Raw genomic sequence first — 22,502 nt, 5'->3', positions numbered from 1 at the left:
TCTCCGGTTCTTAGAGCGCTTCAGCGCCCGAGATGATTTCAATAAGCTCGTTGGTGATCACAGCCTGACGCGAGCGGTTGTACTGAATGGTCAGTTTGTCGATCATTTCGCCAGCGTTGCGCGTCGCATTGTCCATTGCGGACATCCGTGACCCTTGCTCGGATGCACCGTTTTCCAACAGTGCTGCAAAGATCTGAGTTGCAACTCCGCGCGGCAGCAGGTCGGCCAGAATGGCTTCTTCGCTTGGCTCGTAGTCGTACAACGTCGCTGTGCCTTCATCGCCAGCATCCTCAAAGGAGGCCGGGATGATCTGCTGAGCCGTTGGGATCTGGGTTACAACGTTTACAAACTTCGCAAAGAAGATTGTGCAAACGTCGAACTCTTCGTCATCAAAACGTGTCAGGATATCGCGAGCGATGTCCTGAGCGTTATCATATCCGACGCGCTTCACTTCGGTCAGGTCGACGTGACCAACGAAGTGATCGCCCAGCTCTCGTTTGATGCTGTCGCGGCCTTTTTTGCCAACAGTGATGATTTTCACTGTTTTGCCCTGTGCCTGCAGTTCCTGTGCCCGAGCACGGCCAAGTTTGGCAATGTTCGAGTTGAAACCGCCACACAGACCACGTTCAGCAGTCATGATGACCAGCAGATGAACATCGTCTTTGCCTGTGCCGCTGAGCAGCTTGGGCGCAGAGTCTGATCCACCAACAGAAGCAGCCAGCCCACCCAGAACGGCATTGAACCGTTCTGTGTAAGGACGCGACTGTTCCGCGCTTTCCTGCGCGCGGCGAAGTTTCGCCGCGGCAACCATTTGCATGGCTTTCGTGATCTTCCGAGTGTTTTTCACACTCTCGATCCTGTTTTTGAGGTCCTTAAGATTTGGCATCTGTCAGGCCCCTTACGCGAAATCAGCGGCGTATTCGTCGAGTGCTGCTTTCACTTTATCGGCGGCGTCGCCTTTGATCTTGGGATCTTCGTCTGTGATCCACTGAAGCAGATCAGCATGTTTGCCACGCAGGTGCTGCAGCATGCCTTGCTCGAAGCGGCCCACTTCGGAAACGTCGATCTTGTCGAGGTAACCGTTCACGCCAGCGAAAATTACACAGACGATCTCAGCGTTGGTCAGAGGCGAGTACTGAGCCTGCTTCATCAGCTCGGTCAGACGTGCACCACGGTTCAACAGCTGCTGGGTTGCAGCATCAAGGTCGGAACCAAACTGAGCAAACGCAGCCATCTCGCGATACTGGGCCAGCGACAGTTTAACAGGACCGGCAACCGAAGACATCGCTTTGGTTTGTGCCGAAGATCCAACACGCGAAACCGACAGACCGGTGTTCACAGCAGGACGGATACCTTGGTAGAACAATTCGGTTTCCAGGAAGATCTGGCCGTCGGTGATCGAAATCACGTTGGTCGGAATAAACGCAGAAACGTCACCACCTTGGGTTTCAATTACGGGCAGCGCGGTCAGCGAGCCGGAACCGTAATCTTCGTTCAGCTTGGCCGAACGTTCCAGAAGGCGCGAGTGAAGGTAGAAAACGTCACCAGGATAAGCTTCACGTCCGGGTGGACGACGCAGCAGAAGCGACATCTGACGATAGGACACAGCTTGCTTGGAGAGATCATCATAGATGATCAGAGCGTGGCGGCCGTTGTCACGGAAGAATTCTGCCATTGCGGTCGCGGCGTAAGGTGCCAGGAACTGCATAGGAGCAGGCTCGGAAGCGGTTGCAGCAACAACGATCGAATATTCAATCGCACCGGTTTCTTCCAGCTTCTTCACCAGCTGCGCAACAGTCGAACGCTTTTGGCCAACAGCAACGTACACACAGTACAGTTTCTTGCTTTCGTCGTCGCCAGCAGCTTCGTTGTACGATTTCTGGTTCAGGATCGCATCGAGAGCAACAGCAGTTTTACCTGTCTGACGGTCACCAATGATAAGCTCACGCTGGCCACGGCCAATCGGGATCATCGCATCAACCGATTTCAGGCCGGTTGCCATTGGTTCGTGAACAGATTTACGTGGGATAATGCCAGGCGCTTTAACGTCAGCGATACCGCGCTCGGTCGCTTCGATCGGACCTTTGCCGTCGATCGGGTTACCCAGACCGTCAACAACACGACCCAGCAAACCGTTGCCGATTGGCACGTCCACGATCGAGTTGGTGCGCTTAACAGTGTCACCTTCTTTAATGTCACGGTCCGAACCAAAGATAACAACACCAACGTTGTCGTTCTCAAGGTTCAGGGCCATGCCCATGATACCGCCTGGGAATTCAACCATTTCACCGGCTTGAACGTTGTCCAGGCCGTAGACGCGCGCAATACCGTCACCGACGGAAAGCACACGGCCGACTTCGGCCACTTCGGCTTCTTGGCCAAAGTTTTTAATCTGGTCCTTAAGGATCGCAGAGATTTCGGCTGCTTGGATACCCATTATCCGACCTCTTTCATTGCATTCTGGAGGGAGTCGAGTTTGGAGGCGATTGACGTATCAATCATCTTCGAACCCACTTTAACGACGAGACCGCCGATGAGTGCTTCATCAACAGTCGCATTGATTTTGACTTCTTTCCCAACGCGCGCCGCCAAAGTCTTGGACAGTTTTTCGCTTTGGGTTTTGGTCAGAGCCTTGGCAGAAACAACATTGGCTGTCACTTCGCCTTTTTCTGCCGCGACCATCGCAGTCAGCTGTTCAATCAGCTGAGGCAGAACAAACAAGCGGCGTTTCTCGGCCATCAGACCCAGAACGTTTTTCAGCACAGGCTGAAGACCCATTTGTTTGGCAATTTTGGCAATGGCCTGTGCCTGCACATCACGGCTGTAAACCGGAGAAGTGATCAGATCGCGCATGTCTGCGCTATCGGCCAGTGCGTTACTCAGATCGGTGAGACCGGTTTCAAGTCTCTCGATCGCATCATTTTCTTTCACGATCTCAAAGACCGCGGTGGCATATCGCTCGGCGATGCCGAAGGAGATCGAAGCTGGTTCGGACACGTCCACCCTTCCGCTTTCTGGCCCCGATTTTTGCATACAAAAGTATGCAGTCGTCGGGGGCGTTTCATGACCCTGATTGCTCAGGGCAGTAAAATCCGTCAGGGATGTAGCAGAGCAAAGCCCACCTAGCAACATTGTTTGACATATTGCCGGATTGCGAAAAACCCCATGTTTTAAGGGCCTTGGCGCGGGTGCGACCCTTTGCCAGTGACGAGGCGTCAAAAAAAAGTGAGTTTAAGGCTCCTTTTTAGCGATTCCCGCCCAAAAACTGCCCTGCTCCGTTAGCGCAAACGGGTCATTTCGGGGCATTTGCGAAGTGATCCTATCCCGTTTATCGGGCAGAGATTCTCCACGAAGGATATCCACTTCATGCAGGACACCTCAAGCGCCTTTCAACTTTGCTGCTGGGGCCGCGGCTTTTACACAGGCGCGGTTTCGGGTTTGGGTGCCAACACACCCAACGGCTTGCGCACGACCGCACGCAGCCCGGGACCACTCGACGCATGCACGCGTTTGCTCGCCTCGACCATCAACACACCGCCAGCCACTACGGGCGACAGGGTTTTACCCATGCTCTCCCAGACACGCCCCGTCTTGCGCCAAAAGCGTTTATGCGAGGGCGGCTGATAAAGCGTCGCCCGGTTGCGCTCTGGCATAAAGCCGAACTGCCGTAGCTGGGCTTCGAGTTGCCCGATGGAATAGGGCCTTCCATATCCAAAGGGCGTGGCATCACTGCGTGACCACATTCCGGCCCGGTGGGGCACGATAAACAATGCCTTGCCGCCTGGCCCCAAAACGCGAAACGCTTCGGTCAAAAGATCCGCAGGACGCTCGCAGGTTTCAAGGCCATGCATCATAACCAAGCGGTCCAGATGGCCGGTCTCGATCGGCCAGAGCGTTTCTTCACACAACACCGACACATTCGGCATACCGGCGGGCCAAGGCATGACGCCTTGGGGCGCAGGCATAAGCCCGATAACCCGACGTGCATCCGGCAGATAGGGCCGCAACAACGGAACCGCAAAGCCATAGCCCGCGACGGTCATTCCTTTGGCTTCCGGCCAAAGCATCAGCACTTCGTCGCGCACAGCCTTCTGGGCCGCGCGCCCCAAAGTGCTTCGGTAGTAGAAATTCCTGAGGTCCTGCACATCAAGATGCATTGCAACCGCCCGTCTGATCGGCAAATCTGGACTCAACATAGCAACGAAAAGGCGAAATTCCATGCCCCTTGAGATCGTTACGATCCCCTGCCTCTCAGATAACTATAGTTTTCTGATCCATAACGCCTCTACGGGCGAAACCGCCGTCGTTGATGTTCCGGATGCGGCCCCGATCAGTGAGGCACTCAAATCGCGGGGATGGACGCTGTCGCATGTGCTTTTGACACATCACCACTGGGATCACATTGACGGGTTGCCTGACCTTTTGAAAGATCACCCCGCTCAGGTCATAGGCGCAAAGGCCGACGCCCACCGCCTACCCGCCTTGGATATCGCGGTAAGCGAAGGCGACCCATTGATCGTGTGCGGCGAAGCGGTTCAGGTATTTGATGTTTCCGGTCACACAATCGGCCATGTTGCTTTCTACCTCGCGGACACTGGCGCAGTCTTCACCGCAGACAGCCTTATGGCCTTGGGATGTGGTCGTCTGTTTGAAGGCAGCCCAGCCCAGATGTTCGAGAGCCTGACAAAACTGGCGGGCCTGCCGGAATCCACGATTGTGTGTTCCGGCCACGAATACACGGAATCTAACGCGCGGTTCGCTCTGACTGTCGATCCGAACAATCCTGACCTTCTTGCTCGCGTCGCCGCAATCCGTGAAGCTCGCGAAAAGGGTCTTGCGACCGTGCCTTCATTGCTTTCAGAAGAGATGGCCACAAACCCATTCTTGCGCGGTCACGACCCTGCGCTGCAGCGTGCTGTCGGGATGGACGGGGCCACAGCGGTCGATGTTTTTACCGAGGTCCGAAAACGCAAAGATAATTTCTAAGCGCTGTCAGGGTTGAACTTTGCCGTAACGGGCATAGACTCTTCTGTAACGGGATGTGCCGCCGAACCGGTATTCCTTATGCACCGGGGCAATACGTTTGCCCTGCCCTGTCTGCTGTTTGTTGCACGCCTGACTTAACCGCCAATTCCTGCACCTTCCGACCTCTTCACTTAGAATTGTGACCGGATTTCTGCAGAAAGTCCTTGAAGCTGACGTCAGATAGACCAAACTTTAAAGTTATGAGGCCATGGTTGTGAGGGGCCAGATTTCCCGCAACCCAGAACTAGAGGAGCACGAGAGCAGTGCCTTCATTCTCGAATACACTTGAACAGGCCATCCATGCGGCCCTCGCCGAGGCAAACGCCCGTCGTCACGAATTCGCAACGTTGGAACATCTGCTTCTGTCGTTGCTCGAAGAACCAGACGCCTTGCGCGTCATGCAGGCGTGCAGCGTCAACGTCGATGAACTGCGCGCGGCACTGGAAGAGTACATCAACGACGATTTGTCCAACCTCGTCACCGATATCGAAGGGTCCGAGGCTGTACCGACCGCCGCATTCCAGCGGGTTATCCAACGCGCTGCAATCCACGTGCAGTCTTCTGGCCGAACAGAAGTCACAGGCGCAAACGTGCTTGTCGCCATATTTGCCGAGCGCGAATCCAACGCGGCCTACTTCCTGCAAGAGCAGGACATGACGCGTTATGATGCCGTGAACTATATCGCGCATGGCGTCGCCAAAGATCCCGCATTCGGCGAAAGCCGGCCCGTCACCGGGTCTGACATGGAAGATGACCAAACCGTCGACGCAAGCGAAAGCGACTCTAATAAGGAAAGCGCGCTAGCCAAATATTGCGTGGACCTGAACGAAAAATCACGCAAAGGCGATATCGACCCTCTGATTGGTCGCGACTCCGAGGTTGAGCGCTGCATTCAGGTGCTGTGCCGCCGCCGCAAGAACAACCCTCTTTTGGTGGGCGATCCCGGCGTTGGTAAAACAGCCATTGCAGAAGGGTTGGCGCATCAGATCGTCAAGGGCGAAACGCCCGAGGTTCTGGCCGACACAACGATCTTCTCGCTCGACATGGGCGCGCTTCTGGCAGGCACACGCTATCGCGGTGATTTTGAAGAACGCCTCAAGGCCGTTGTGACCGAACTCGAAGAGCACCCCAATGGCGTATTGTTCATTGATGAGATCCACACCGTGATTGGTGCCGGTGCGACATCCGGCGGTGCTATGGATGCGTCGAACCTGCTCAAACCTGCGTTGCAGGGCGGCAAACTGCGCACGATGGGGTCGACAACCTATAAAGAGTTCCGTCAGCACTTTGAAAAAGATCGGGCGCTGAGCCGTCGCTTCCAGAAGATCGACGTGATGGAGCCGACTGTTGAAGACACTGTCAAAATCCTCAAGGGTCTGAAACCGTATTTTGAAGAGCATCACAGCGTGAAATACACGGCCGATGCCATCAAAACCGCGGTTGAATTGTCCGCGCGGTACATGAACGACCGCAAATTGCCGGACAAGGCGATTGACGTGATCGACGAAGCGGGGGCAGCGCAACATCTGGTTGCCGCCTCAAAGCGCCGGAAAACCATCGGTGTGAAAGAGATCGAGGCCGTGGTGGCCAAGATCGCCCGCATTCCGCCAAAGAACGTGTCCAAGAACGATGCCGAAGTTCTCAAAGACTTGGAACGCTCCCTCAAGCGGGTCGTGTTTGGGCAAGACAACGCCATCGTTTCTTTGTCTTCCGCGATCAAACTGGCCCGCGCCGGACTTCGTGAACCTGAAAAGCCGATTGGCAACTATCTCTTTGCCGGTCCGACAGGTGTGGGAAAAACCGAGGTGGCCAAACAGCTTGCCGATACGCTTGGAGTGGAACTGCTGCGGTTTGACATGTCGGAATACATGGAAAAACACGCCGTCAGCCGTTTGATTGGCGCCCCTCCCGGTTATGTCGGGTTTGACCAGGGCGGCCTGTTGACCGATGGCGTCGATCAGCACCCGCATTGTGTTCTCTTGCTTGACGAGATTGAAAAAGCACACCCCGATGTCTTCAATATCTTGCTGCAAGTGATGGATCACGGAACGCTGACCGATCACAATGGCCGGTCTGTGGACTTCCGCAATGTCATCCTCATCATGACGTCGAACGCTGGCGCTTCGGAACAGGCAAAAGCTGCAATCGGCTTTGGCCGTGATCGCCGTGAAGGTGAAGACACGGCCGCCATCGAACGCACATTCACGCCGGAATTCCGGAACCGTCTGGATGCGGTCATTTCCTTTGCGCCGCTTCCAAAAGAAGTGATCATGCGCGTCGTCGAAAAGTTCGTGCTGCAACTTGAAGCGCAGTTGATGGATCGCAACGTGACCATCGAACTGACACCGAAAGCTGCCGAATGGCTTGGAAACAAGGGATATGATGACAAGATGGGCGCGCGCCCTTTGGGCCGTGTCATCCAAGAGCACATCAAAAAGCCACTGGCAGAAGAACTGCTGTTCGGAAGCCTTGCCAAAGGTGGTGTGGTCAAAGTCACGGTCAAGGATGGTGAGCTGAAGCTCAAGTTGTCCGGCCCGGACAAACCCCGCATCACAGGAAACAAGCCTCCGCTTCTCACAGCAGAATGAAACAGACAGTTCTGGCAATACTTGGCTCCCTCGTTGCAGTTTCTGCAGCGGGGGAGCCTTCGTTTACGCAGCCCGTTGACTGTGAACTGGGCGAAACGTGCTATATCCAAAACTATGTCGATCGCGATCCCGGTCCGGCCGACCTTGATGTTGCGTGCGATAGCCTGACCTACAACGGGCACAAGGGCACCGATTTTGCCATGTCAGGAAACCTCGACATCAACACATACTTTCGTGGGTTTGATGTCTTGGCGGCGGCCGATGGCGTGGTGCGTGGCGTGCGAAACACTATGAAAGACAAGGCCAACCCGACCGATACGGTAGACGTGTCAGGCAAAGAATGCGGCAATGGTGTTGTGATCGATCACGGCGAAGGTTGGGAAACCCAATACTGTCACATGAAATACCAATCTGTTCGAGTCAAACAGGGCCAGACGGTCAAAGCATCGGATGTATTGGGGCAGGTTGGTCTTTCGGGGCGGACCGAGTTCCGGCACCTGCATTTTTCCGTGCGCAAAGACGGGAAAGTGGTTGATCCCTTTGATGCCGATAGCACCGGCACATGCACTTCGGATCTACGGCAATTGTGGGACACACCAATTCCCCATGTGCCCACAGGCCTCATCTCGGTTGGGATCGACGATGAAGTACCGCCTTATGACGACATTTCCGCGCTGCCGATATCCGACACAAATTGGCAGGGACAGCCCAAAGCGCTTGTTATCTGGGCATTTGGTTTTGGAAGCGACGCGGGCGACATTCTGCATATGAACGTCAATGGGCCCAACGGCACACTGTTTGAAACATCGGTTGTTCTGAAAAAGGAACAGGCCCGCTATAGCCGTGCCTATGGCAAAAAACGACCCTCCCAAGGATGGCCCGCCGGGAACTATGTCGGCACTGCGACGCTTCAACGTCAAGGTCAGGCCGTCGCGCAAAAAGAAGTACGCTTCACGCTCGATTAAGCGACTTATTTCTCGGTGAACTTCAATTCGATCCGACGGTTCTTGGCGCGAGCTTCGGGTGTGAGCGCCGGATCAAGCGGTTGGAATTCGCCAAATCCGTTAGCGGCAAGCCGCTCTGGCGGGATACCCAGTCCGTCAATCATGTAACGCACAACGGACAAGGCGCGCCCCTGGCTCAGCTCCCAGTTATCCGCGTATTTGCCATTGCCATAAAACGCCTGATTGTCGGTGTGCCCGTCGACGCGCAGGATCCAGTCGATTTCGGCAGGGATTTCCCCGGCGATGCGCGCCAGAATGTCTGCAACCTTTGCAATTTCCGCTTTGCCCTCGTCCGACAAGTTTGCACTGCCGACGCCGAACAGAACCTCCGAAGAAAAGACAAACCGGTCTCCGACGATACGGACCCCCTCTTGCGCACCAAGAACGTCACGCAGGCGCCCAAAGAACTCTGAGCGGAACTTTTCAAGATCACGCGTTTTATCTTTCAATGCCGCGGCTTCGGCCTCAAGACGCTTGCGCTCTTCTTCTTCTAGCTGACGCCGTTTGCGCTCTTCCACGGCGGCGCGTGCCAAAGCGGCATTCAGATCCTGTCCCAGAGTTTGCAACTGCACCTGTGCGGCCTGATCGCGATCTTTTGAATCGTCCAACAAGGCCTGAAGCCCGGTCAGCTGCGACCGCAAAGCAGCAACCTGTTGGTTCAAAACCGCAACAAGGCGTTGCCCTTCTGCCGAACGGGCCTGCTCTTCATCCAGCGCCAGATTGGCGGCTGACAAAAGCGCCTCTCGTTCCTGCGCCGCAGTCAGGTTGTCCTCGGCCTCACGTTCCGCAGCAAGTTTGGCCGCCAAAGCACTGGCCAATTGTTTTTCGACTTGCCCTTGGGCCGTCAAATTCACCTCGGCTGCGAGCTTGGCCGCCAGCGCCGCCGCGAGCTGATCCTCGAGGGCTGCGCCCGTTTCTTCTGCCGTGCGCGCGCGACTCTCTGCCGAAAGCTTGGCCTCAAGAGCCGCAGCCAGTTGTGTTTCCAGCGCCTCAAGGTTGGTTGTCAGTTGCGTTGCCGTTTCACCGGCTTCGGCTTGGGATGTTGCCAATTCTGTTTGCAACGTCGCAAGCTGCCCCTGCAAATCGGACACACGAAGATCTGCCTGTTCAAGGCCAAGCAAGGCCGCCGCAAGCTGAACCTGTGTTGAAGCGATTTCCTGATCTTTGGCAATAATGTCGGACCGCGCCAATTCCAGTGAGGCCAAAGCAGAAGCCAGATCGGTTTCCACATTTTCACCAGACACCAATGCTGCCGCAAGTTTGAGATCCAGATCTTTTTGCGCAACTTCCGCTGCTGCAAGAAGCGTAAGGGTGTCTTCGGCCTTTTTACGTTGCGCCTCGAGTGAAAGGGTCATCGCAGTCAGCTCGGCATCCGCATTCAGCAATTTCTCCCGCAACGCCTCGGCTGCTGCAGCTTCGGCCAAACGAGCCTTTTCTTCTTCGCTCAATGCCGTCTCAAGATCGGTGCGTGCATCTGTTTCGGTTGCAAGATCTTTGTTCAGGTCCGCAATCATGGCTTCAAGGGCTTCACGTTGTGCCGCCGCAAGACGCGCGGCCTCGACCTGGGCGTCCATTTCGGAACGGGCGGATGCCAGCGCCACATTCAGCGACTCTTGTTCACTGAGCAATTCATCCCGCCGCCCTTCGAGGTCGGCAATCGTACCCAGGGCCGAGTCGCGGTCTGCAATCAACGCTGCGACCTGCGCTTCAAAGCTGGTGATGCGGGTTCGTGCATCCTGTAGTGCGATATCTTGGGCTTCCCGTTCGGCGGTCAGACTCGAGATCAGGGCGGCCTGTTGCTCGGCTTCAGACCGCGCACTTGTGAGTGTCGCTTGAAGTCCGCCGACCCGCTGTTCGAGATCTTCGTTTTCCTGCTGTTCGAGACCAAGCGCCTGCGCCAAGGCTGCCACTTCGACCGAAAGCGCATCTAGCTCGGTTTCCTGACCTGTGATCGTTTCGCTCAAGACAAACTGAACAACCATAAAAATGGTCAGGACAAACATCAGCACCAGCAGAAGACCGGTCATCGCATCGACAAAACCGGGCCAGATAGACGCCTGAAACCGTTGTCCTGTACGACGAGACAGCGCCATGCCCTAGGCGTCTCCTACAGGCGGTGTCGCCTGCTCGGCCGGGCCCGCATCACCACGAGAGTCGCGCAAGACACGCGCCAACGCTGCAAGATCATTGCGAAGCTGTCCCATGCTTTCCTGACGTCCGGCCGACACTTCCTCAAGAATGCGCAGCATCTGAACGTCGATCGAACGCAGCCTCATGCGGCTTTCCGCATCCAGCCCTTCATTTTCCTGACGGTTGCGCAGCAAATGAATCAACTCTTCCTGCCCTTCGGCAGCCCGGAACAGCGCTTGTGACGTTGGCGCATTGGCCTCCATGCCATCCGCCATCCGCCGCACCGAGTCTACAAGGCTCGACACCTGCTCTTCCAGTGCATGGCGATTGGCCTCGGCTTGAACAAACAGCTCTCCGAGAACATCAATCTGGCGTCCAAGGTGATCCATCACCCCGGTTAACGCACCATGATCCGCGCCCCCATCGCCGTCTCCGGCAGAGAACCCGACACGTGTGATCGAGCTGAGCCATTCTTCCAACTCGCGGTAGAACCTGTTCTGGCCATGGCCGGCAAACAATTCGAGCAAGCCAACAATCAACGACCCTGCCAGCCCCAACAGCGAAGAGGCAAAAGCAACCCCCATACCGCCCAATTGCGCCTCAAGGCCGGACATCAGGCGCGAGAACACCTCGACGCCTGCTTCTCCTTCTTGGGGGGCAAGGCTGCGGATCGTGTCGACAACGGCAGGAACCGTTGTGGCAAGCCCATAGAACGTTCCCAAAAGACCGAGAAAGATCAGCATATTCACGAGATAGCGCGTGATTTCACGTGCCTCGTCGATACGTGTCGCCACGGAATCAAGGATGGATCGGGTTGATGTTGCGCTGATCTGGCTGTGGGCGCCACGGCTACGCAGCAGGGTGGCAAGCGGCGCCAGAAGCGACGGTGCCACGACAGCATCGTTTTCGGCGTCTCCCATGGCGAAGGATTCAATCCAGCGCACAGACGAAATCAGAGACAGGACTTGCCCGAAACAGGCGGCGACACCGATCAGAAAGACGAACAGAATGAACCCGTTCAAATACGGGTTCGCCTCAAACACAGGCATAACGCGGGGCAAGGCGAAATACCCCAACGCCGCCGTCAGCCCAAGCACGATCAGCATAAGCATGATCTGGCGCACGGGTTGAGAGAAATGCGGCTCGACTTTGCGGTCTGGCTGGTCCATGTGGACAGCTCCTGACACTTAGTTTTTTTCTTCGGTCACACTACTGCGATGCAGGGCCTCTGCCAAGAACTTATGCAGCGGCGCAGCAAACGCTTTTCAAGATGATGTCAATTCGCGCACACGCGCCGACAACCAGTCCAATTCTTCATCCTGAATGCCCAGCTCAATGAGGTGAGATGCCGTGTTGTGCAGATAATCGGTGTTGGGGCCACGCCCCCCGACGGCCGTCGCAATAATCTGGGCCTGCTCTTCGAGATCAAGGTGGCAATATTGCACGTGATGCGGGTCGATCACATAGGTTACGGCCTCGACGCGCCGCCCGTCAGACAGGGTGATATCAAGCGTTTTTTCCAGATAGGCCGACGAAACCAACTCGCGTTCGCGCAGGTATTCCAGTGTTTCCGCCTGACGATGGGGCGCAACCGAGAGGGCCAATCCCTGACATTGTGCTTCTGCCATGGCATCCAGCGCAAGAACGAGACCCGGCTGTTCGACCGTGCCGCGATGGTGAATGGACCGCATACAAAAACTGCGATGCCACCCCGGAAGGGACGCGATCCGTTTTTCCTCGAATTCAAAACCGGGATTCCAAAGCAACGACCCGTATCCGAATACCCACATTGTCATCTTGCTGGCCCTTCTGATTTTGCGCCGTTAAACAACAAAGCAACGGGATGTGAAAGAGGGCCCAATATGAAACGTTTGCTGATCCTGATTATTGTCGCGGCCGCGGGGTGGACGGCCTATTGGTTTGTGGCCTCTTCCGCCGCCAAATCCGGTTTCAGCGCCTGGTTCGAGGATCGTCGCGCCGATGGTTGGGTTGCCGAATACGAAGACCTTAGTGTTTCGGGCTTTCCCAACCGTGTTGATGCAACCTTTGACAATCTGACACTGGCAGACCCCGAGACTGGCGCGGCCATCGACCTGCCCTTTTTCCAGCTTTTTGCGCTGAGCTATCGCCCGAACCACCTGATCGCGATCTGGCCCGACACGCAAACTCTGTCTTTCCCTGACGAGAAAATTCGCATTGCAACAGAAGACATGCGGGCATCACTCGTTCTTGGCAAAGCAACCTCGCTGCCGCTTGAGCGCAGCAATCTTTTGATCGGACAGCTTCAGGTAAAGTCGTCAAAGGACTGGCAGTTGAGCGCACGTGAACTCCGAGTTGCCCTGCACAGGTTGCCCGACACCCATGCCTCCTATGGGTTTGCAGTGGATGCCGTGGATTTGGCGCCGCCCGTTGCCTATCGACTGTCCGGCGATGATAGCCTGCCCAACACGTTGAAAACGGTTCAGATGGACATGGACATCACTTTTGAACGCCCTCTTGATCTGAGCGTGATCGAAGAAGACCGATCCCAACCAACCCAGATGAACCTGAAACACGCCGAAATCGCCTGGGGAGATCTGAACCTGCAGGCCGCAGGCAAGGTCGACATCAACGCTGCGGGTTATCCGACAGGGGAAGTCACAATTCGCGCCACGAACTGGCGCGATATCCTTGCCGTGGCCAGAAGCAGCGGCGACCTTCCCGAAAGCATCATCAATACGAGCGAAGCCGCGCTGGAAGCTTTGGCCAGACTATCCGGAAATGCACAGACACTGGATATTCCACTCAAGTTTTCACGAGAACGCACATGGCTCGGGCCGCTTCCAATCGGACCAGCCCCGATCATTCGCCTACGTTAATCTAGCGGCAATAGGGGCCGCCACGATGCTTGGCGATGTCAAAGTGGAAATGATCCTTGTGATACCGGTCGGCCTCGGGCCCAAGAACCGTGCCAAATGGACCACAGGCTTGCTTGTGCATTTTCTTGAGCATTTTGCCCTTCTTGCCGCGCCCCCAGTCGTTCAGAACCGAAATCGTATTGCCGTTCTTGAGCTTTAAGGCCGAGATATCGATGGCACGCCCTTTGCCGTGCTCTGATATTTTCGCGCCTTTTCGGTTGTTGCGGGTCCGGCACGCATATCCAGCGGCAACCTTGAGTTCGACAACGCCCCCACCATACCGTTTGACCGACTTGGACATGCCGCCCTCGACCCACTTTTTCAAAGCGCGGGCCGTGTCACATTCCATCACCGCCGGAGAACTGAGCGTGACGCCGGAAACCGAGTAAAGCTTGATTGCGCCTTTGTTGATCCCGCATCCTGAAAGCTTGGCAGGAACAGAGCCAACTTCCGTGCCGCGCAACTTGCGGTCTTTACAGACTTTGCCAACTTTGTTTTTTGAGGATGTGCTCGACTTGGCTGTCGAGCCGCCTTCGTCGCCCCGCTGTGTCAACATCGCCCCTGTCGCTGCCGTGGCGACCGTGGCCTTTGGCAACGGATCAATCGCTTCGGTGCGGCTGGATCTGATCGCGGGCGTCGCCGAAACACCGGGCCGAAGGCGGGGACGGATGGACTGCGCCGGCGCAAAACTTGGCAAGGCCGGCGGAAAGACATCCTGACGGGATACCGGCCGGATCGAGCTGTTCGGCGCATTGGCAACTGCGGCTGTTGCCACCAACACGAGCACTATGCCCGCTGACCGGATCATGATTTTGGCGCTCCTCGACCAAAATCCGGAGCTTCTGTGTCTTGGCCCGCTTCAATAATACCCCGGCGGATCGCGCGGGTATGGGTGAAATAATCAAACAGATGATCGCCGTCACCGGTCCGGATCGCACGTTGCAGTGCAAACAGCTCTTCGGTGAAACGTCCCAGAATTTCGAGCGTCGCGTCTTTGTTGTTCAAAAACACATCGCGCCACATGGTCGGATCACTTGCTGCGATGCGGGTAAAGTCGCGGAAACCGGCGGCGGAATATTTGATGACTTCGCTGTCCGTCACGCGGCGCAAATCATCGGCAACACCAACCATCGTATAGGCAATCAGGTGCGGCGCATGGCTGGTCACAGCCAGCACCAGATCGTGGTGATCTGCGTCCATCTGATCAACGTTGGCGCCCATCCCTTCCCAAAGTGCACGCAGTTTCGCGACGGCTTCGGGAGAGGTGTCTTTGTCAGCAGGCACAATAATGCACCAGCGGTTGTCATAGAGTTCGGCAAAACCGGATTCAGGTCCGGAATGCTCGGTCCCTGCCAATGGGTGCGCCGGTACAAAGTGCACGTCCTCTGGCAAATGAGGCTGAACCGCATCAATCACCGCGCGCTTTACCGACCCAACATCGGAAATAATCGCGCCGGACTTCAGTGATGCGGCCATTTCCGCTGCAACGCTTCCCATCGCTCCCACAGGCACACAGAGCACAACAAGGTCTGCCCCTTCAACGGCGTCTGCCACGGTATCGCAGACACGATCGCACAACCCGATATCACGTGCCGTGTCGCGCGTTGCCTGTGACCGCGCATAACCCGTCACTTCACCCGCCAATCCACCGCGTTTGATCGCCCAGAACATGGACGATGCAATCAGGCCCAAACCAATGAGGGCCACGCGATCAAAGACAGGTTTGGTCATCTGGCGCCGTCCTTGAACTTGCCAATGGCGTGGGCCACGCGGCGGCATCCCGCCTCGTCCCCAACAGTGATGCGAAGACAGTTCGCCAAATCATACCCGGTTGTCCGACGCACGATAAGACCTTGTGTCTTGAGATAGTCATCACAGGCTTCGGCCTCTTCCCGAGACGAGAACCGCGCAAGGATAAAGTTTGCGCAGGATGTATCCGAAGGAACGCCCAGCTCGGCCAATGCTTCGGCCAGCCATGCGCGCATCCGCGCGTTGTCTTCCCGGCACTTTTTGACAAAGGCCTGATCCCGAACAGCGGCTTCTGCAACGGCCATCTGCACAACCGAAAGGTTGAAGGGCTGGCGCACACGGTTCAGCACATCAACTATGTCTTTCGACGCATATCCCCAACCGATCCGCAGGCCACCCAGCCCGTAAATTTTTGAGAAGGTGCGCGTCATGATCACGTTGCTTTGCGCATCAACCAGACCTGCACCACCATCGAAGCCCTCGACATATTCGGTATAGGCACCGTCATGCACAAGGATCGCCCCATCCGGAAGGCTCGATGCAAGGCGTGCCATCTCGTTGCTGCCAACCATCGTACCTGTCGGATTGGCCGGATTGGCAATAAAAACGATCTTGGTCTTGTCAGTGCATGCGGCGAGGATCGCATCGACATCGACGACGCGCTCACGCTCGGCAACTTTGACCGGCGTTGCACCAACCGCATGGGCAAGGATCGGATACATCGAAAACCCGTGCTCGGTATAGATCACCTCATCGCCGGGGCCGGCAAAACACTGGGCAATAAATTGCAGGATTTCGTCCGACCCGACACCACAAATGATGCGGTCAGCATCAAGGTTATGAACCTCTGAAATCGCAGCTCGCAAAGACGCGTGATCGGTGTTGGGATAACGATGCAGATTGTGGCCCGCTTTGGCGACAGCCTCTTTTGCGGTATCTGAACATCCGTATGGATTTTCGTTCGACGAAAGCTTCACGACGTCGGAAACGCCGTCTACCGTGGCTTTGCCACCGACGTAGAGTTCGATCTCCATGATCCCCGGTTGCGGCTCAATGCGCGACATAAAATGTACTCCTGCTACGCCAAGTCTCTTAGCGTTGGCTTGCGTGCTTTGGAAGGTTTCAAAACAGGTTTACCTTGTGTTGCGTGTTTGTGGTCACGCAATCACGACGCTTTCTTACTTTTTAGCTCTCGCCGTCAGATAATCCATCAATGCCATCAGGACGCCGGACAGAACAAACACCATGTGGATCACGACAAGCCACATCAGTTCGCTGTTGCCGAACCCGATATCGCTTTTGCCTTTTCCGATTTCCATGAACCGCTTCAGAAGATGGATGGCAGAAATGGCCACGATGGATGCAATCAGCTTCATCTTGAGGCCGGAAAAATCAACGGTTCCCATCCAGCCCAGACGTTCAGACGCCTCTGCAACATCTAGTTTTGACACAAAGCTTTCGTATCCGGAAAACAGTACGATCAACAAAAGGTTGCCCGCCAGTGTCAGGTCAATCAACGTCAACACAACAAGGATCACCTTGTCCGCATTCATCGAAGGCACCAATGGCAGGTAATTCGCGACTTCATGCACAAAAACAAACACCAGCATGCCCAAGGCAACAACAAGCCCCAGATACATCGGCGCCATGAGCCACCGAGATCCAAACAGAGTTTTTTCGAAGCTTTTTTCGATCTGATTTGCCATAAACATGCCCCTCGCGTTTCTTGCGCTTCCAATAAGAGTCCTGAAGGCAAGTGGCAATACGTCCAATGTCTTACAAGATATAAGAAAAACCGCGTTGCAATCCTGCCAACAGGCGAAAGCAAGTCAGGCCCGAGGCATCGATTTGGACGGGATGAGGCGGTGTTTGACGATTGTTATCTTATAACGTAACACTTCATATAACATTTGGAATCGCGTCAGCTGATACATAGAGTTCAGCGTAAACAAAAAGGTTTTCCATGAAACAGAACCTCCCAATCCTATTGTCTTTACTGGCCCTTCCAGCGTTTGCGGAAGGAACCCGCGAACTGGATTCTCATGAACATGGTGTCGGAGAACTCAACATCGCGATGGAAGGCAAAACCATCGCAATGGAACTGCACGCTCCGGGGGCTGATATTGTTGGCTTCGAGTATGCCGCGACGAGCGATGAAGATCGTGCCGCAATTGAAAACGCCGTGGCGACTTTGGCAAAGCCGCTCGATCTATTCAGCTTTCCCGACGCTGCGAAATGCACTGTCACACGCGCAAGTGCCGAGCTGGAAGCCGAAGAGGACCACGATGAGCATGCCAAGCACGATGATCATGACGATCACGATGATCATGACGATCACGCAAAACATGACGACCATGACGAAGAGGCCAGCCACACCGAGTTTCATGCCGAATATGTGCTGAACTGCGATAATCCAGACGCTATCAGCAAAATCGATTTCGCCTATTTTGAAGCATTCCCGAATGCTCTGGAACTGGAGGTGCAGATCGTTTCCAGTGCAGGCGCCAAAGCCTTTGAGGTCGAGCGCGATGCACCAACCCTCGATCTGCGCGGCATGTTCTGACTTTGGGAACACCGGACCCAATTCTATCCCTGTCGGATGTCCGTTTCCGATGGCCAGGACGCAGGTCTTTTGAGATCTGCGTCCCGAACCTATCCGTTTCACCGGGCGAAACGGTGATGCTGCTCGGGGAAAGCGGCTCTGGAAAATCGACCCTTTTGTCGATGATTTGTGGAACAGTGCTGGCCGAGTCCGGTCAGGTCTCTGTGGACGGCCAAGATTTGGGTGCGGTTTCGAGCGGAGCCCGTGACAGATATCGCGTCGAAAAGATCGGCATGATCTTTCAACAATTCAACCTGCTTCCCTTTGGCTCTGTGCTGGACAATGTCATGTTACCGCTTGGCTTTGCTCCGGAACGGCGGGGGCGCGCGGGTCATGCCCCATCAACAGCCAAAGATCTTTGCCTTGCGCTTGGTTTGCCGGAAGAAGTAATTTCGGCCAAAGCCGCTACTCTCAGCGTGGGCCAACAACAGCGCGTCGCGGTTGCGCGCGCCCTGATCGGCCAACCACCAATTGTCATCGCCGACGAACCCACATCCGCGCTTGATGCCGGAAGCCAGCAGGCATTTCTTGATCTGTTGTTCGAACAGGTTCGCGCGTTCGGCACCACATTGTTGATGGTCAGTCATGATCCCGGAATGGCGAGCCGCTTTGACCGCGTTCTGCACATGCAGGACATCGCCGTCATCACAAGGCCAAACCAATGATATTGAGACTTGTCATAGGATCGCTCTTGGCGCGGATGCTGACGGTTGGCATGACTATTCTGGCAATCGCCCTGTCGGTTGCCCTGTTTCTGGGTGTCGAGAAAGTCCGCACTGGCGCCAAAGCCAGCTTTGCAGACACGATTTCCGGAACTGACCTGATTGTCGGTGCCAGATCGGGGTCAGTTCAGCTTTTGCTTTACTCTGTGTTCCGCATTGGGAATGCGACCAACAACGTCACGTGGCAAAGCTACCAAGACATAGCACAGCGACCCGAGGTGGATTGGATCGTTCCGATTTCACTGGGTGACAGCCACAAGCAGTTCCGGGTTATGGGAACAAGCGTCGAGTTTTTTGAGCGCTACAAATACCGCAGGGATCGCGGCCTCGCCGTGTCCGATGGCGCACTGATGACAGACCTGTTCGATGCGGTTATTGGCGCAGATGTTGCAGCCGCCCTGAACTACGAAGTCGGCTCTCCTATTGTGGTTGCCCACGGCATCGCGTCGTTCACCGAGCACAAAGACCAACCCTTTCGCGTTTCGGGTATTCTCGAGAAAACAGGAACGCCCGTTGACCGAACGGTGATCGTCAGCCTCGAAGCTATCGAGGCCATCCACGTGGACTGGAAAAGCGGCGCCCAAGCCCCCGGTGCGCCCACGCCCACAGAGGTCATCCGTCAAATGGACCTGCAACCTCAAGCGGTGACCGCCGCGCTGGTCGGGGTGAACAGCCCATTGCAGACCTTCGCCCTGCAAAGGGCCATAAACGAATACCGCGAGGAACCTCTTTTGGCCGTTCTGCCGGGTGTCGCGTTGCAAGAGCTCTGGGGCATCGTTGGAATTGCCGAAACAGCGCTTCTGGTTGTGTCCGCCATGGTGGTTGTGACCGCCCTCATTGGCATGATGGCCACAATTTTCTCGAGCCTGAACGAAAGAAGGCGTGAGATGGCGATCTATCGCGCCATGGGCGCAAAACCTTCAACGATCCTCGGGCTTTTGGTGTTCGAGGCAACAGTGACCTCTGCACTTGGGGCATTGCTCGGGCTTTGTTTGCTCTATCTCGGGTTATTCCTGTCGCGTCCGGTCGTAGACAAGGCATTCGGATTGTGGCTTCCCCTTGAGGCCCCATCGGCGCATGAGGGCTGGGTTCTGCTTGGCGTTGTTGTCGCTGGCGCAATTGTGAGCCTAGCACCTGCATACCGCGCCTATCGCCTGTCGCTGGCGGATGGTATGATCGTAAGAATGTAAGGCAAAGCGCGCCTGACACCCTGAACAGTGGGAAACCGACGATGAGTAATCACAAGTTTGGTCGACGAGAGTTGCTTTTGCTGTCCGCAGCTTCAGCATTGCTGCCACAGAGCGCCATGTCCGACGACGTGATCGATCTTGCATGGGCAGACCTGCTGCCGGAAGGGCAAACCGCGCTGCCCAGATCGTTACAGGGCATTATCGAACACGATTCCGCCGAGCAGTTTGGCCAGCAACCGGTTGCCACCGGCGTGCGCACCGATTGGAATGGCAAGACAGTGCGGATGCCGGGATTTATCGTGCCGCTGGAACTGGACGGAACGGGTGTGACGTCATTTATCCTCGTGCCTTATGTAGGGGCCTGCGTCCACGTCCCGCCTCCTCCGGCAAACCAGCTTGTTCTGGTGACCACAGAAAAACCTTACCAAAGCGATGGCCTTTTTGAATCCGTCGAAGTGACAGGCATGTTCGGCACAGCGGCCCTCAAGACCCAGTTGGCCGACATCGGCTATGTCATCTCGGCAGACAAGGTTGCCCCGTACTAAAACTGGCGCACGTCTAAACGCCAACTTCGAGGGGTTTGATGCAGTTCGCCACCTTCCGAAATGCCCCGTTTCTAAGAGCCCCGCGCAGCCCGCAGTGTTCTCCGCGCGAGTGCATCGATTTTTTGCGTCCGCATCATTGCATTTTGCGTCGCCGCAAAAACAGTGTCGGATTCCGGATCAATCATGAGAAGCGCATACCACATCGTGTTGGACCCATTGTGCCAAACGATGTCTTTTTCGATGACCCATCCCAAGGCATAGTTTTGGCTTACAGGCGTTTGCATACGCATGCTGCTGTCTTGTGACAGGAATTCCGGATGCGCGCCCCGCAGCGCGTTCAGGTGCGCCCTTCCATAAGCCAGCATGTCCTTCATAGACATATGGATCGTCCCCGCAGGGCCAAGCCAACGCGGATTGTCAGAGGCGACATCGGTGCGCCACATCGGTCGAAGCCGGAAGAACCGCTTCTGATGCCCCTTGGGATCGGACTGACCGGTAGGTGCTCCGAAACCCAGGCTCGTTAATCCCAGCGGCTTTGCGATGTGTTGAAGCAGAATGTCCTCCCACGGCATCTTCAACACGTCCTCAAGAACGAGGCCAGCCAGCATATACCCGAGGTTCGAATAGCGATGCGTTCCAGTTCGAAATTTTGGCGGCTTTCTCCAAGCTTCTTCCAGAACCCGTCGCCGCCCAATCGCGGAGCCCAAATCGCGCCACTTCCGGAACTGGCAAAAGGGGGGATTGGCGGCAAGACCGCCCGTGTGGCTTAACACCTGCAAAAGGGTTATCGCCCGCCAGCCGAGATGAACCTCATCGACATTGGCAAGGTATTCGCCAACCGGACGCGCCAGATCAAGATTGCCCCGATCCACCTGTTGCATGACCAGTGTTGACGTCATCGACTTTGTAATCGAGCCGATATGCCAGCGTGCGTCTTGGCCAACTTGCTCTTCGTCCCCGCTCCAAAGCGGTCCTTCGCAGAATATCTCTGGCGGATTTTCACCCCGAGAAAGGCCAACCCCCATCGCGATATCAGGTTTGGCTTCGCGGAACTCGCGGATTGCGCCCAGTGGCAACATGTTTTCAACTTTGCGTATACGACGTGTCGTTTGCCATAGTCAGGGAAAGCGGACACCCAGACAAGTGGGGCAAATGACATCTTTGCAGCGCACTGCCCGGTTTGAGTCGCCCCAACAGGAGCAACGCGCAACCCTGCCCCCACCGCAAGAAATGTACCCGTAAACAGCAAAAAGCCGCCCCAGATGGAGCGGCTTTTCTAATATCAGTGCTTTTCGGCGAAGGTACCTAACAGACGTTAGTTCTTCGCGTAGAATTCAACCACCAGGTTGGGTTCCATAACGACCGGGTAAGGAACGTCCGACAGGCCAGGGGCGCGAACGAAAGTAGCGGTCATTTTCGAGTGATCTACATCGATGTAGTCAGGAACGTCACGCTCGGGCAGAGCAACAGCTTCCAGAAGAACAGCCAACTGCTTGGAACGGTCACGAACTTCGATCACGTCGCCTTCTTTAACGCGGTAAGACGCGATGTTGACTTTCTTGCCGTTCACTTTGACGTGGCCGTGGTTCACGAACTGGCGTGCAGCAAAAACGGTCGCAACGAACTTGGCGCGGTAAACAACAGCGTCCAGACGACGCTCGAGCAGACCGATCAGGTTTTCACCGGTGTCGCCTTTAACTCGCTCGGCTTCGGCATAAATACGACGGAACGATTTCTCGGTCATGTCGCCGTAGTAGCCTTTCAGCTTCTGCTTGGCACGCAGCTGCAGACCGAAGTCCGACATCTTGCCTTTGCGGCGCTGACCGTGCTGGCCGGGGCCATATTCACGACGGTTTACTGGGGATTTGGGGCGGCCCCAAATGTTTTCGCCCATGCGGCGATCAATCTTGTACTTGGCAGCAGTTCTTTTTGTCATCTGCTGATCTCCTTCGTTCAGGTTTCGAAGGGCGTTGTCCTCTCGCCGGATTTTGCCGACGTGACAGGCATCCTCTTGCGAGGGCCACCAACACCAATGAAGCCGCGCTTATAG

At 55.8% G+C, this 22,502-nt stretch carries 21 protein-coding genes; 8 read left to right on the top strand and 13 right to left on the bottom strand.

Features of this window, described 5'->3' with window-relative positions; genetic code table 11:
* Nucleotides 1-10: 10 nt before the first annotated feature.
* The 4 genes from PH7735_RS02495 to PH7735_RS02480 form a co-directional block, all read right to left on the bottom strand.
* Nucleotides 11-886, bottom strand: coding sequence for a F0F1 ATP synthase subunit gamma (locus PH7735_RS02495; protein WP_058309744.1), 876 nt, complete (start codon nucleotides 884-886; stop codon nucleotides 11-13).
* A 12-nt stretch (nucleotides 887-898) separates the two neighbouring features.
* Nucleotides 899-2,437 carry a F0F1 ATP synthase subunit alpha gene (atpA, locus tag PH7735_RS02490; RefSeq protein WP_058309743.1) on the bottom strand — a complete coding sequence of 513 codons (1,539 nt, stop codon included), beginning with the start codon at nucleotides 2,435-2,437 and terminating at the stop codon, nucleotides 899-901.
* Nucleotides 2,437-2,997, bottom strand: coding sequence for a F0F1 ATP synthase subunit delta (locus PH7735_RS02485; protein ID WP_058311104.1), 561 nt, complete (start codon nucleotides 2,995-2,997; stop codon nucleotides 2,437-2,439). The genes atpA and PH7735_RS02485 overlap by 1 nt, the downstream gene beginning before the upstream one ends.
* 419 nt (nucleotides 2,998-3,416) lie before the next feature.
* Nucleotides 3,417-4,157, bottom strand: coding sequence for a class I SAM-dependent methyltransferase (locus PH7735_RS02480; protein ID WP_058311103.1), 741 nt, complete (start codon nucleotides 4,155-4,157; stop codon nucleotides 3,417-3,419).
* A gap of 61 nt (nucleotides 4,158-4,218) precedes the next feature.
* Between PH7735_RS02480 and gloB the strand changes: the two genes are divergently transcribed.
* From gloB to PH7735_RS02465, 3 genes are all read left to right on the top strand, one after another.
* Nucleotides 4,219-4,986 (top strand): hydroxyacylglutathione hydrolase, encoded by a 768-nt coding sequence (gloB, locus tag PH7735_RS02475; RefSeq protein ID WP_058309742.1) that lies wholly within the window; start codon nucleotides 4,219-4,221, stop codon nucleotides 4,984-4,986.
* A gap of 302 nt (nucleotides 4,987-5,288) precedes the next feature.
* Nucleotides 5,289-7,613 carry an ATP-dependent Clp protease ATP-binding subunit ClpA gene (gene clpA, locus PH7735_RS02470; RefSeq protein ID WP_058309741.1) on the top strand — a complete coding sequence of 775 codons (2,325 nt, stop codon included), beginning with the start codon at nucleotides 5,289-5,291 and terminating at the stop codon, nucleotides 7,611-7,613.
* Nucleotides 7,610-8,578 carry a M23 family metallopeptidase gene (locus PH7735_RS02465; RefSeq protein WP_058309740.1) on the top strand — a complete coding sequence of 323 codons (969 nt, stop codon included), beginning with the start codon at nucleotides 7,610-7,612 and terminating at the stop codon, nucleotides 8,576-8,578. Before clpA ends, PH7735_RS02465 begins: the two co-directional genes overlap by 4 nt.
* Nucleotides 8,579-8,583: 5 nt before the next feature.
* Here the strand turns inward: PH7735_RS02465 and PH7735_RS02460 are convergent, their stop codons facing one another.
* The 3 genes from PH7735_RS02460 to PH7735_RS20495 form a co-directional block, all read right to left on the bottom strand.
* Nucleotides 8,584-10,710, bottom strand: coding sequence for a peptidoglycan -binding protein (locus PH7735_RS02460; protein ID WP_058309739.1), 2,127 nt, complete (start codon nucleotides 10,708-10,710; stop codon nucleotides 8,584-8,586).
* A gap of 3 nt (nucleotides 10,711-10,713) precedes the next feature.
* Nucleotides 10,714-11,916, bottom strand: coding sequence for a hypothetical protein (locus PH7735_RS02455; RefSeq protein ID WP_058309738.1), 1,203 nt, complete (start codon nucleotides 11,914-11,916; stop codon nucleotides 10,714-10,716).
* A 96-nt stretch (nucleotides 11,917-12,012) separates the two neighbouring features.
* Nucleotides 12,013-12,543, bottom strand: coding sequence for a gamma-glutamylcyclotransferase (locus PH7735_RS20495; protein WP_058309737.1), 531 nt, complete (start codon nucleotides 12,541-12,543; stop codon nucleotides 12,013-12,015).
* A 66-nt stretch (nucleotides 12,544-12,609) separates the two neighbouring features.
* Between PH7735_RS20495 and PH7735_RS02445 the strand changes: the two genes are divergently transcribed.
* On the top strand, nucleotides 12,610-13,605 hold the full coding sequence (locus tag PH7735_RS02445; RefSeq protein ID WP_058309736.1) for a DUF2125 domain-containing protein: 996 nt from the start codon (nucleotides 12,610-12,612) through the stop codon (nucleotides 13,603-13,605).
* 1 nt (nucleotide 13,606) lies between these two features.
* Here the strand turns inward: PH7735_RS02445 and PH7735_RS02440 are convergent, their stop codons facing one another.
* The 4 genes from PH7735_RS02440 to PH7735_RS02425 form a co-directional block, all read right to left on the bottom strand.
* Complete coding sequence (locus PH7735_RS02440; RefSeq protein ID WP_058309735.1) at nucleotides 13,607-14,452, bottom strand: extensin-like domain-containing protein; 846 nt, start codon at nucleotides 14,450-14,452, stop codon at nucleotides 13,607-13,609.
* Entirely contained in the window at nucleotides 14,449-15,375 is a 927-nt protein-coding gene (locus PH7735_RS02435; protein ID WP_058309734.1) for a prephenate/arogenate dehydrogenase family protein, read from the bottom strand. The genes PH7735_RS02440 and PH7735_RS02435 overlap by 4 nt, the downstream gene beginning before the upstream one ends.
* Nucleotides 15,372-16,457, bottom strand: a complete 1,086-nt coding sequence (gene hisC / locus PH7735_RS02430; protein WP_058309733.1) for a histidinol-phosphate transaminase — start codon at nucleotides 16,455-16,457, stop codon at nucleotides 15,372-15,374. Before hisC ends, PH7735_RS02435 begins: the two co-directional genes overlap by 4 nt.
* A gap of 114 nt (nucleotides 16,458-16,571) precedes the next feature.
* A complete protein-coding gene (locus PH7735_RS02425) occupies nucleotides 16,572-17,099 on the bottom strand; it encodes a TIGR00645 family protein (protein ID WP_306341218.1) in 528 nt (175 codons plus the stop codon).
* Nucleotides 17,100-17,356: 257 nt separating this feature from the next.
* Here PH7735_RS02425 and zrgA point away from each other — a divergent pair, with 257 nt between their 5' ends.
* The 4 genes from zrgA to PH7735_RS02405 are packed head-to-tail and all read left to right on the top strand — an operon-like array spanning nucleotide 17,357 to nucleotide 20,452.
* The gene (zrgA, locus tag PH7735_RS02420; RefSeq protein ID WP_058309731.1) at nucleotides 17,357-17,956 is read left to right on the top strand and encodes a zinc uptake protein ZrgA; all 600 of its coding nucleotides are present in this window, start codon (nucleotides 17,357-17,359) and stop codon (nucleotides 17,954-17,956) included.
* A 2-nt stretch (nucleotides 17,957-17,958) separates the two neighbouring features.
* A complete protein-coding gene (locus tag PH7735_RS02415) occupies nucleotides 17,959-18,660 on the top strand; it encodes an ABC transporter ATP-binding protein (protein WP_058309730.1) in 702 nt (233 codons plus the stop codon).
* Entirely contained in the window at nucleotides 18,657-19,907 is a 1,251-nt protein-coding gene (locus PH7735_RS02410; protein WP_058309729.1) for an ABC transporter permease, read from the top strand. The genes PH7735_RS02415 and PH7735_RS02410 overlap by 4 nt, the downstream gene beginning before the upstream one ends.
* Nucleotides 19,908-19,948: 41 nt before the next feature.
* On the top strand, nucleotides 19,949-20,452 hold the full coding sequence (locus PH7735_RS02405; protein ID WP_058309728.1) for a DUF3299 domain-containing protein: 504 nt from the start codon (nucleotides 19,949-19,951) through the stop codon (nucleotides 20,450-20,452).
* 71 nt (nucleotides 20,453-20,523) lie between these two features.
* Here the strand turns inward: PH7735_RS02405 and PH7735_RS02400 are convergent, their stop codons facing one another.
* Nucleotides 20,524-21,531 (bottom strand): serine hydrolase domain-containing protein, encoded by a 1,008-nt coding sequence (locus PH7735_RS02400; protein WP_058309727.1) that lies wholly within the window; start codon nucleotides 21,529-21,531, stop codon nucleotides 20,524-20,526.
* A gap of 236 nt (nucleotides 21,532-21,767) precedes the next feature.
* On the bottom strand, nucleotides 21,768-22,388 hold the full coding sequence (gene rpsD / locus PH7735_RS02395) for a 30S ribosomal protein S4 (RefSeq protein WP_058309726.1): 621 nt from the start codon (nucleotides 22,386-22,388) through the stop codon (nucleotides 21,768-21,770).
* Nucleotides 22,389-22,502: the final 114 nt, after the last annotated feature.

Origin of the sequence: Shimia thalassica, assembly GCF_001458215.1 — a bacterium.
GTDB lineage: Bacteria > Pseudomonadota > Alphaproteobacteria > Rhodobacterales > Rhodobacteraceae > Shimia > Shimia thalassica.
This window is presented reverse-complemented; position numbering and strand designations above follow the sequence as displayed.

Bases quoted from the DNA above. Each gene is read 5' to 3' on its own strand.
- PH7735_RS02495 (WP_058309744.1), bottom strand. From the start codon at position 886: ATGCCAAATCTTAAGGACCTCAAAAACAGGATCGAGAGTGTGAAAAAC.
- atpA (WP_058309743.1), bottom strand. From the start codon at position 2,437: ATGGGTATCCAAGCAGCCGAAATCTCTGCGATCCTTAAGGACCAGATT.
- PH7735_RS02480 (WP_058311103.1), bottom strand. From the start codon at position 4,157: ATGCATCTTGATGTGCAGGACCTCAGGAATTTCTACTACCGAAGCACT.
- gloB (WP_058309742.1), top strand. From the start codon at position 4,219: ATGCCCCTTGAGATCGTTACGATCCCCTGCCTCTCAGATAACTATAGT.
- PH7735_RS02465 (WP_058309740.1), top strand. From the start codon at position 7,610: ATGAAACAGACAGTTCTGGCAATACTTGGCTCCCTCGTTGCAGTTTCT.
- PH7735_RS02460 (WP_058309739.1), bottom strand. From the start codon at position 10,710: ATGGCGCTGTCTCGTCGTACAGGACAACGGTTTCAGGCGTCTATCTGG.
- PH7735_RS02455 (WP_058309738.1), bottom strand. From the start codon at position 11,916: ATGGACCAGCCAGACCGCAAAGTCGAGCCGCATTTCTCTCAACCCGTG.
- PH7735_RS20495 (WP_058309737.1), bottom strand. From the start codon at position 12,543: ATGACAATGTGGGTATTCGGATACGGGTCGTTGCTTTGGAATCCCGGT.
- PH7735_RS02445 (WP_058309736.1), top strand. From the start codon at position 12,610: ATGAAACGTTTGCTGATCCTGATTATTGTCGCGGCCGCGGGGTGGACG.
- PH7735_RS02440 (WP_058309735.1), bottom strand. From the start codon at position 14,452: ATGATCCGGTCAGCGGGCATAGTGCTCGTGTTGGTGGCAACAGCCGCA.
- PH7735_RS02435 (WP_058309734.1), bottom strand. From the start codon at position 15,375: ATGACCAAACCTGTCTTTGATCGCGTGGCCCTCATTGGTTTGGGCCTG.
- hisC (WP_058309733.1), bottom strand. From the start codon at position 16,457: ATGTCGCGCATTGAGCCGCAACCGGGGATCATGGAGATCGAACTCTAC.
- PH7735_RS02425 (WP_306341218.1), bottom strand. From the start codon at position 17,099: ATGGCAAATCAGATCGAAAAAAGCTTCGAAAAAACTCTGTTTGGATCT.
- zrgA (WP_058309731.1), top strand. From the start codon at position 17,357: ATGAAACAGAACCTCCCAATCCTATTGTCTTTACTGGCCCTTCCAGCG.
- PH7735_RS02410 (WP_058309729.1), top strand. From the start codon at position 18,657: ATGATATTGAGACTTGTCATAGGATCGCTCTTGGCGCGGATGCTGACG.
- PH7735_RS02405 (WP_058309728.1), top strand. From the start codon at position 19,949: ATGAGTAATCACAAGTTTGGTCGACGAGAGTTGCTTTTGCTGTCCGCA.
- PH7735_RS02400 (WP_058309727.1), bottom strand. From the start codon at position 21,531: ATGTTGCCACTGGGCGCAATCCGCGAGTTCCGCGAAGCCAAACCTGAT.
- rpsD (WP_058309726.1), bottom strand. From the start codon at position 22,388: ATGACAAAAAGAACTGCTGCCAAGTACAAGATTGATCGCCGCATGGGC.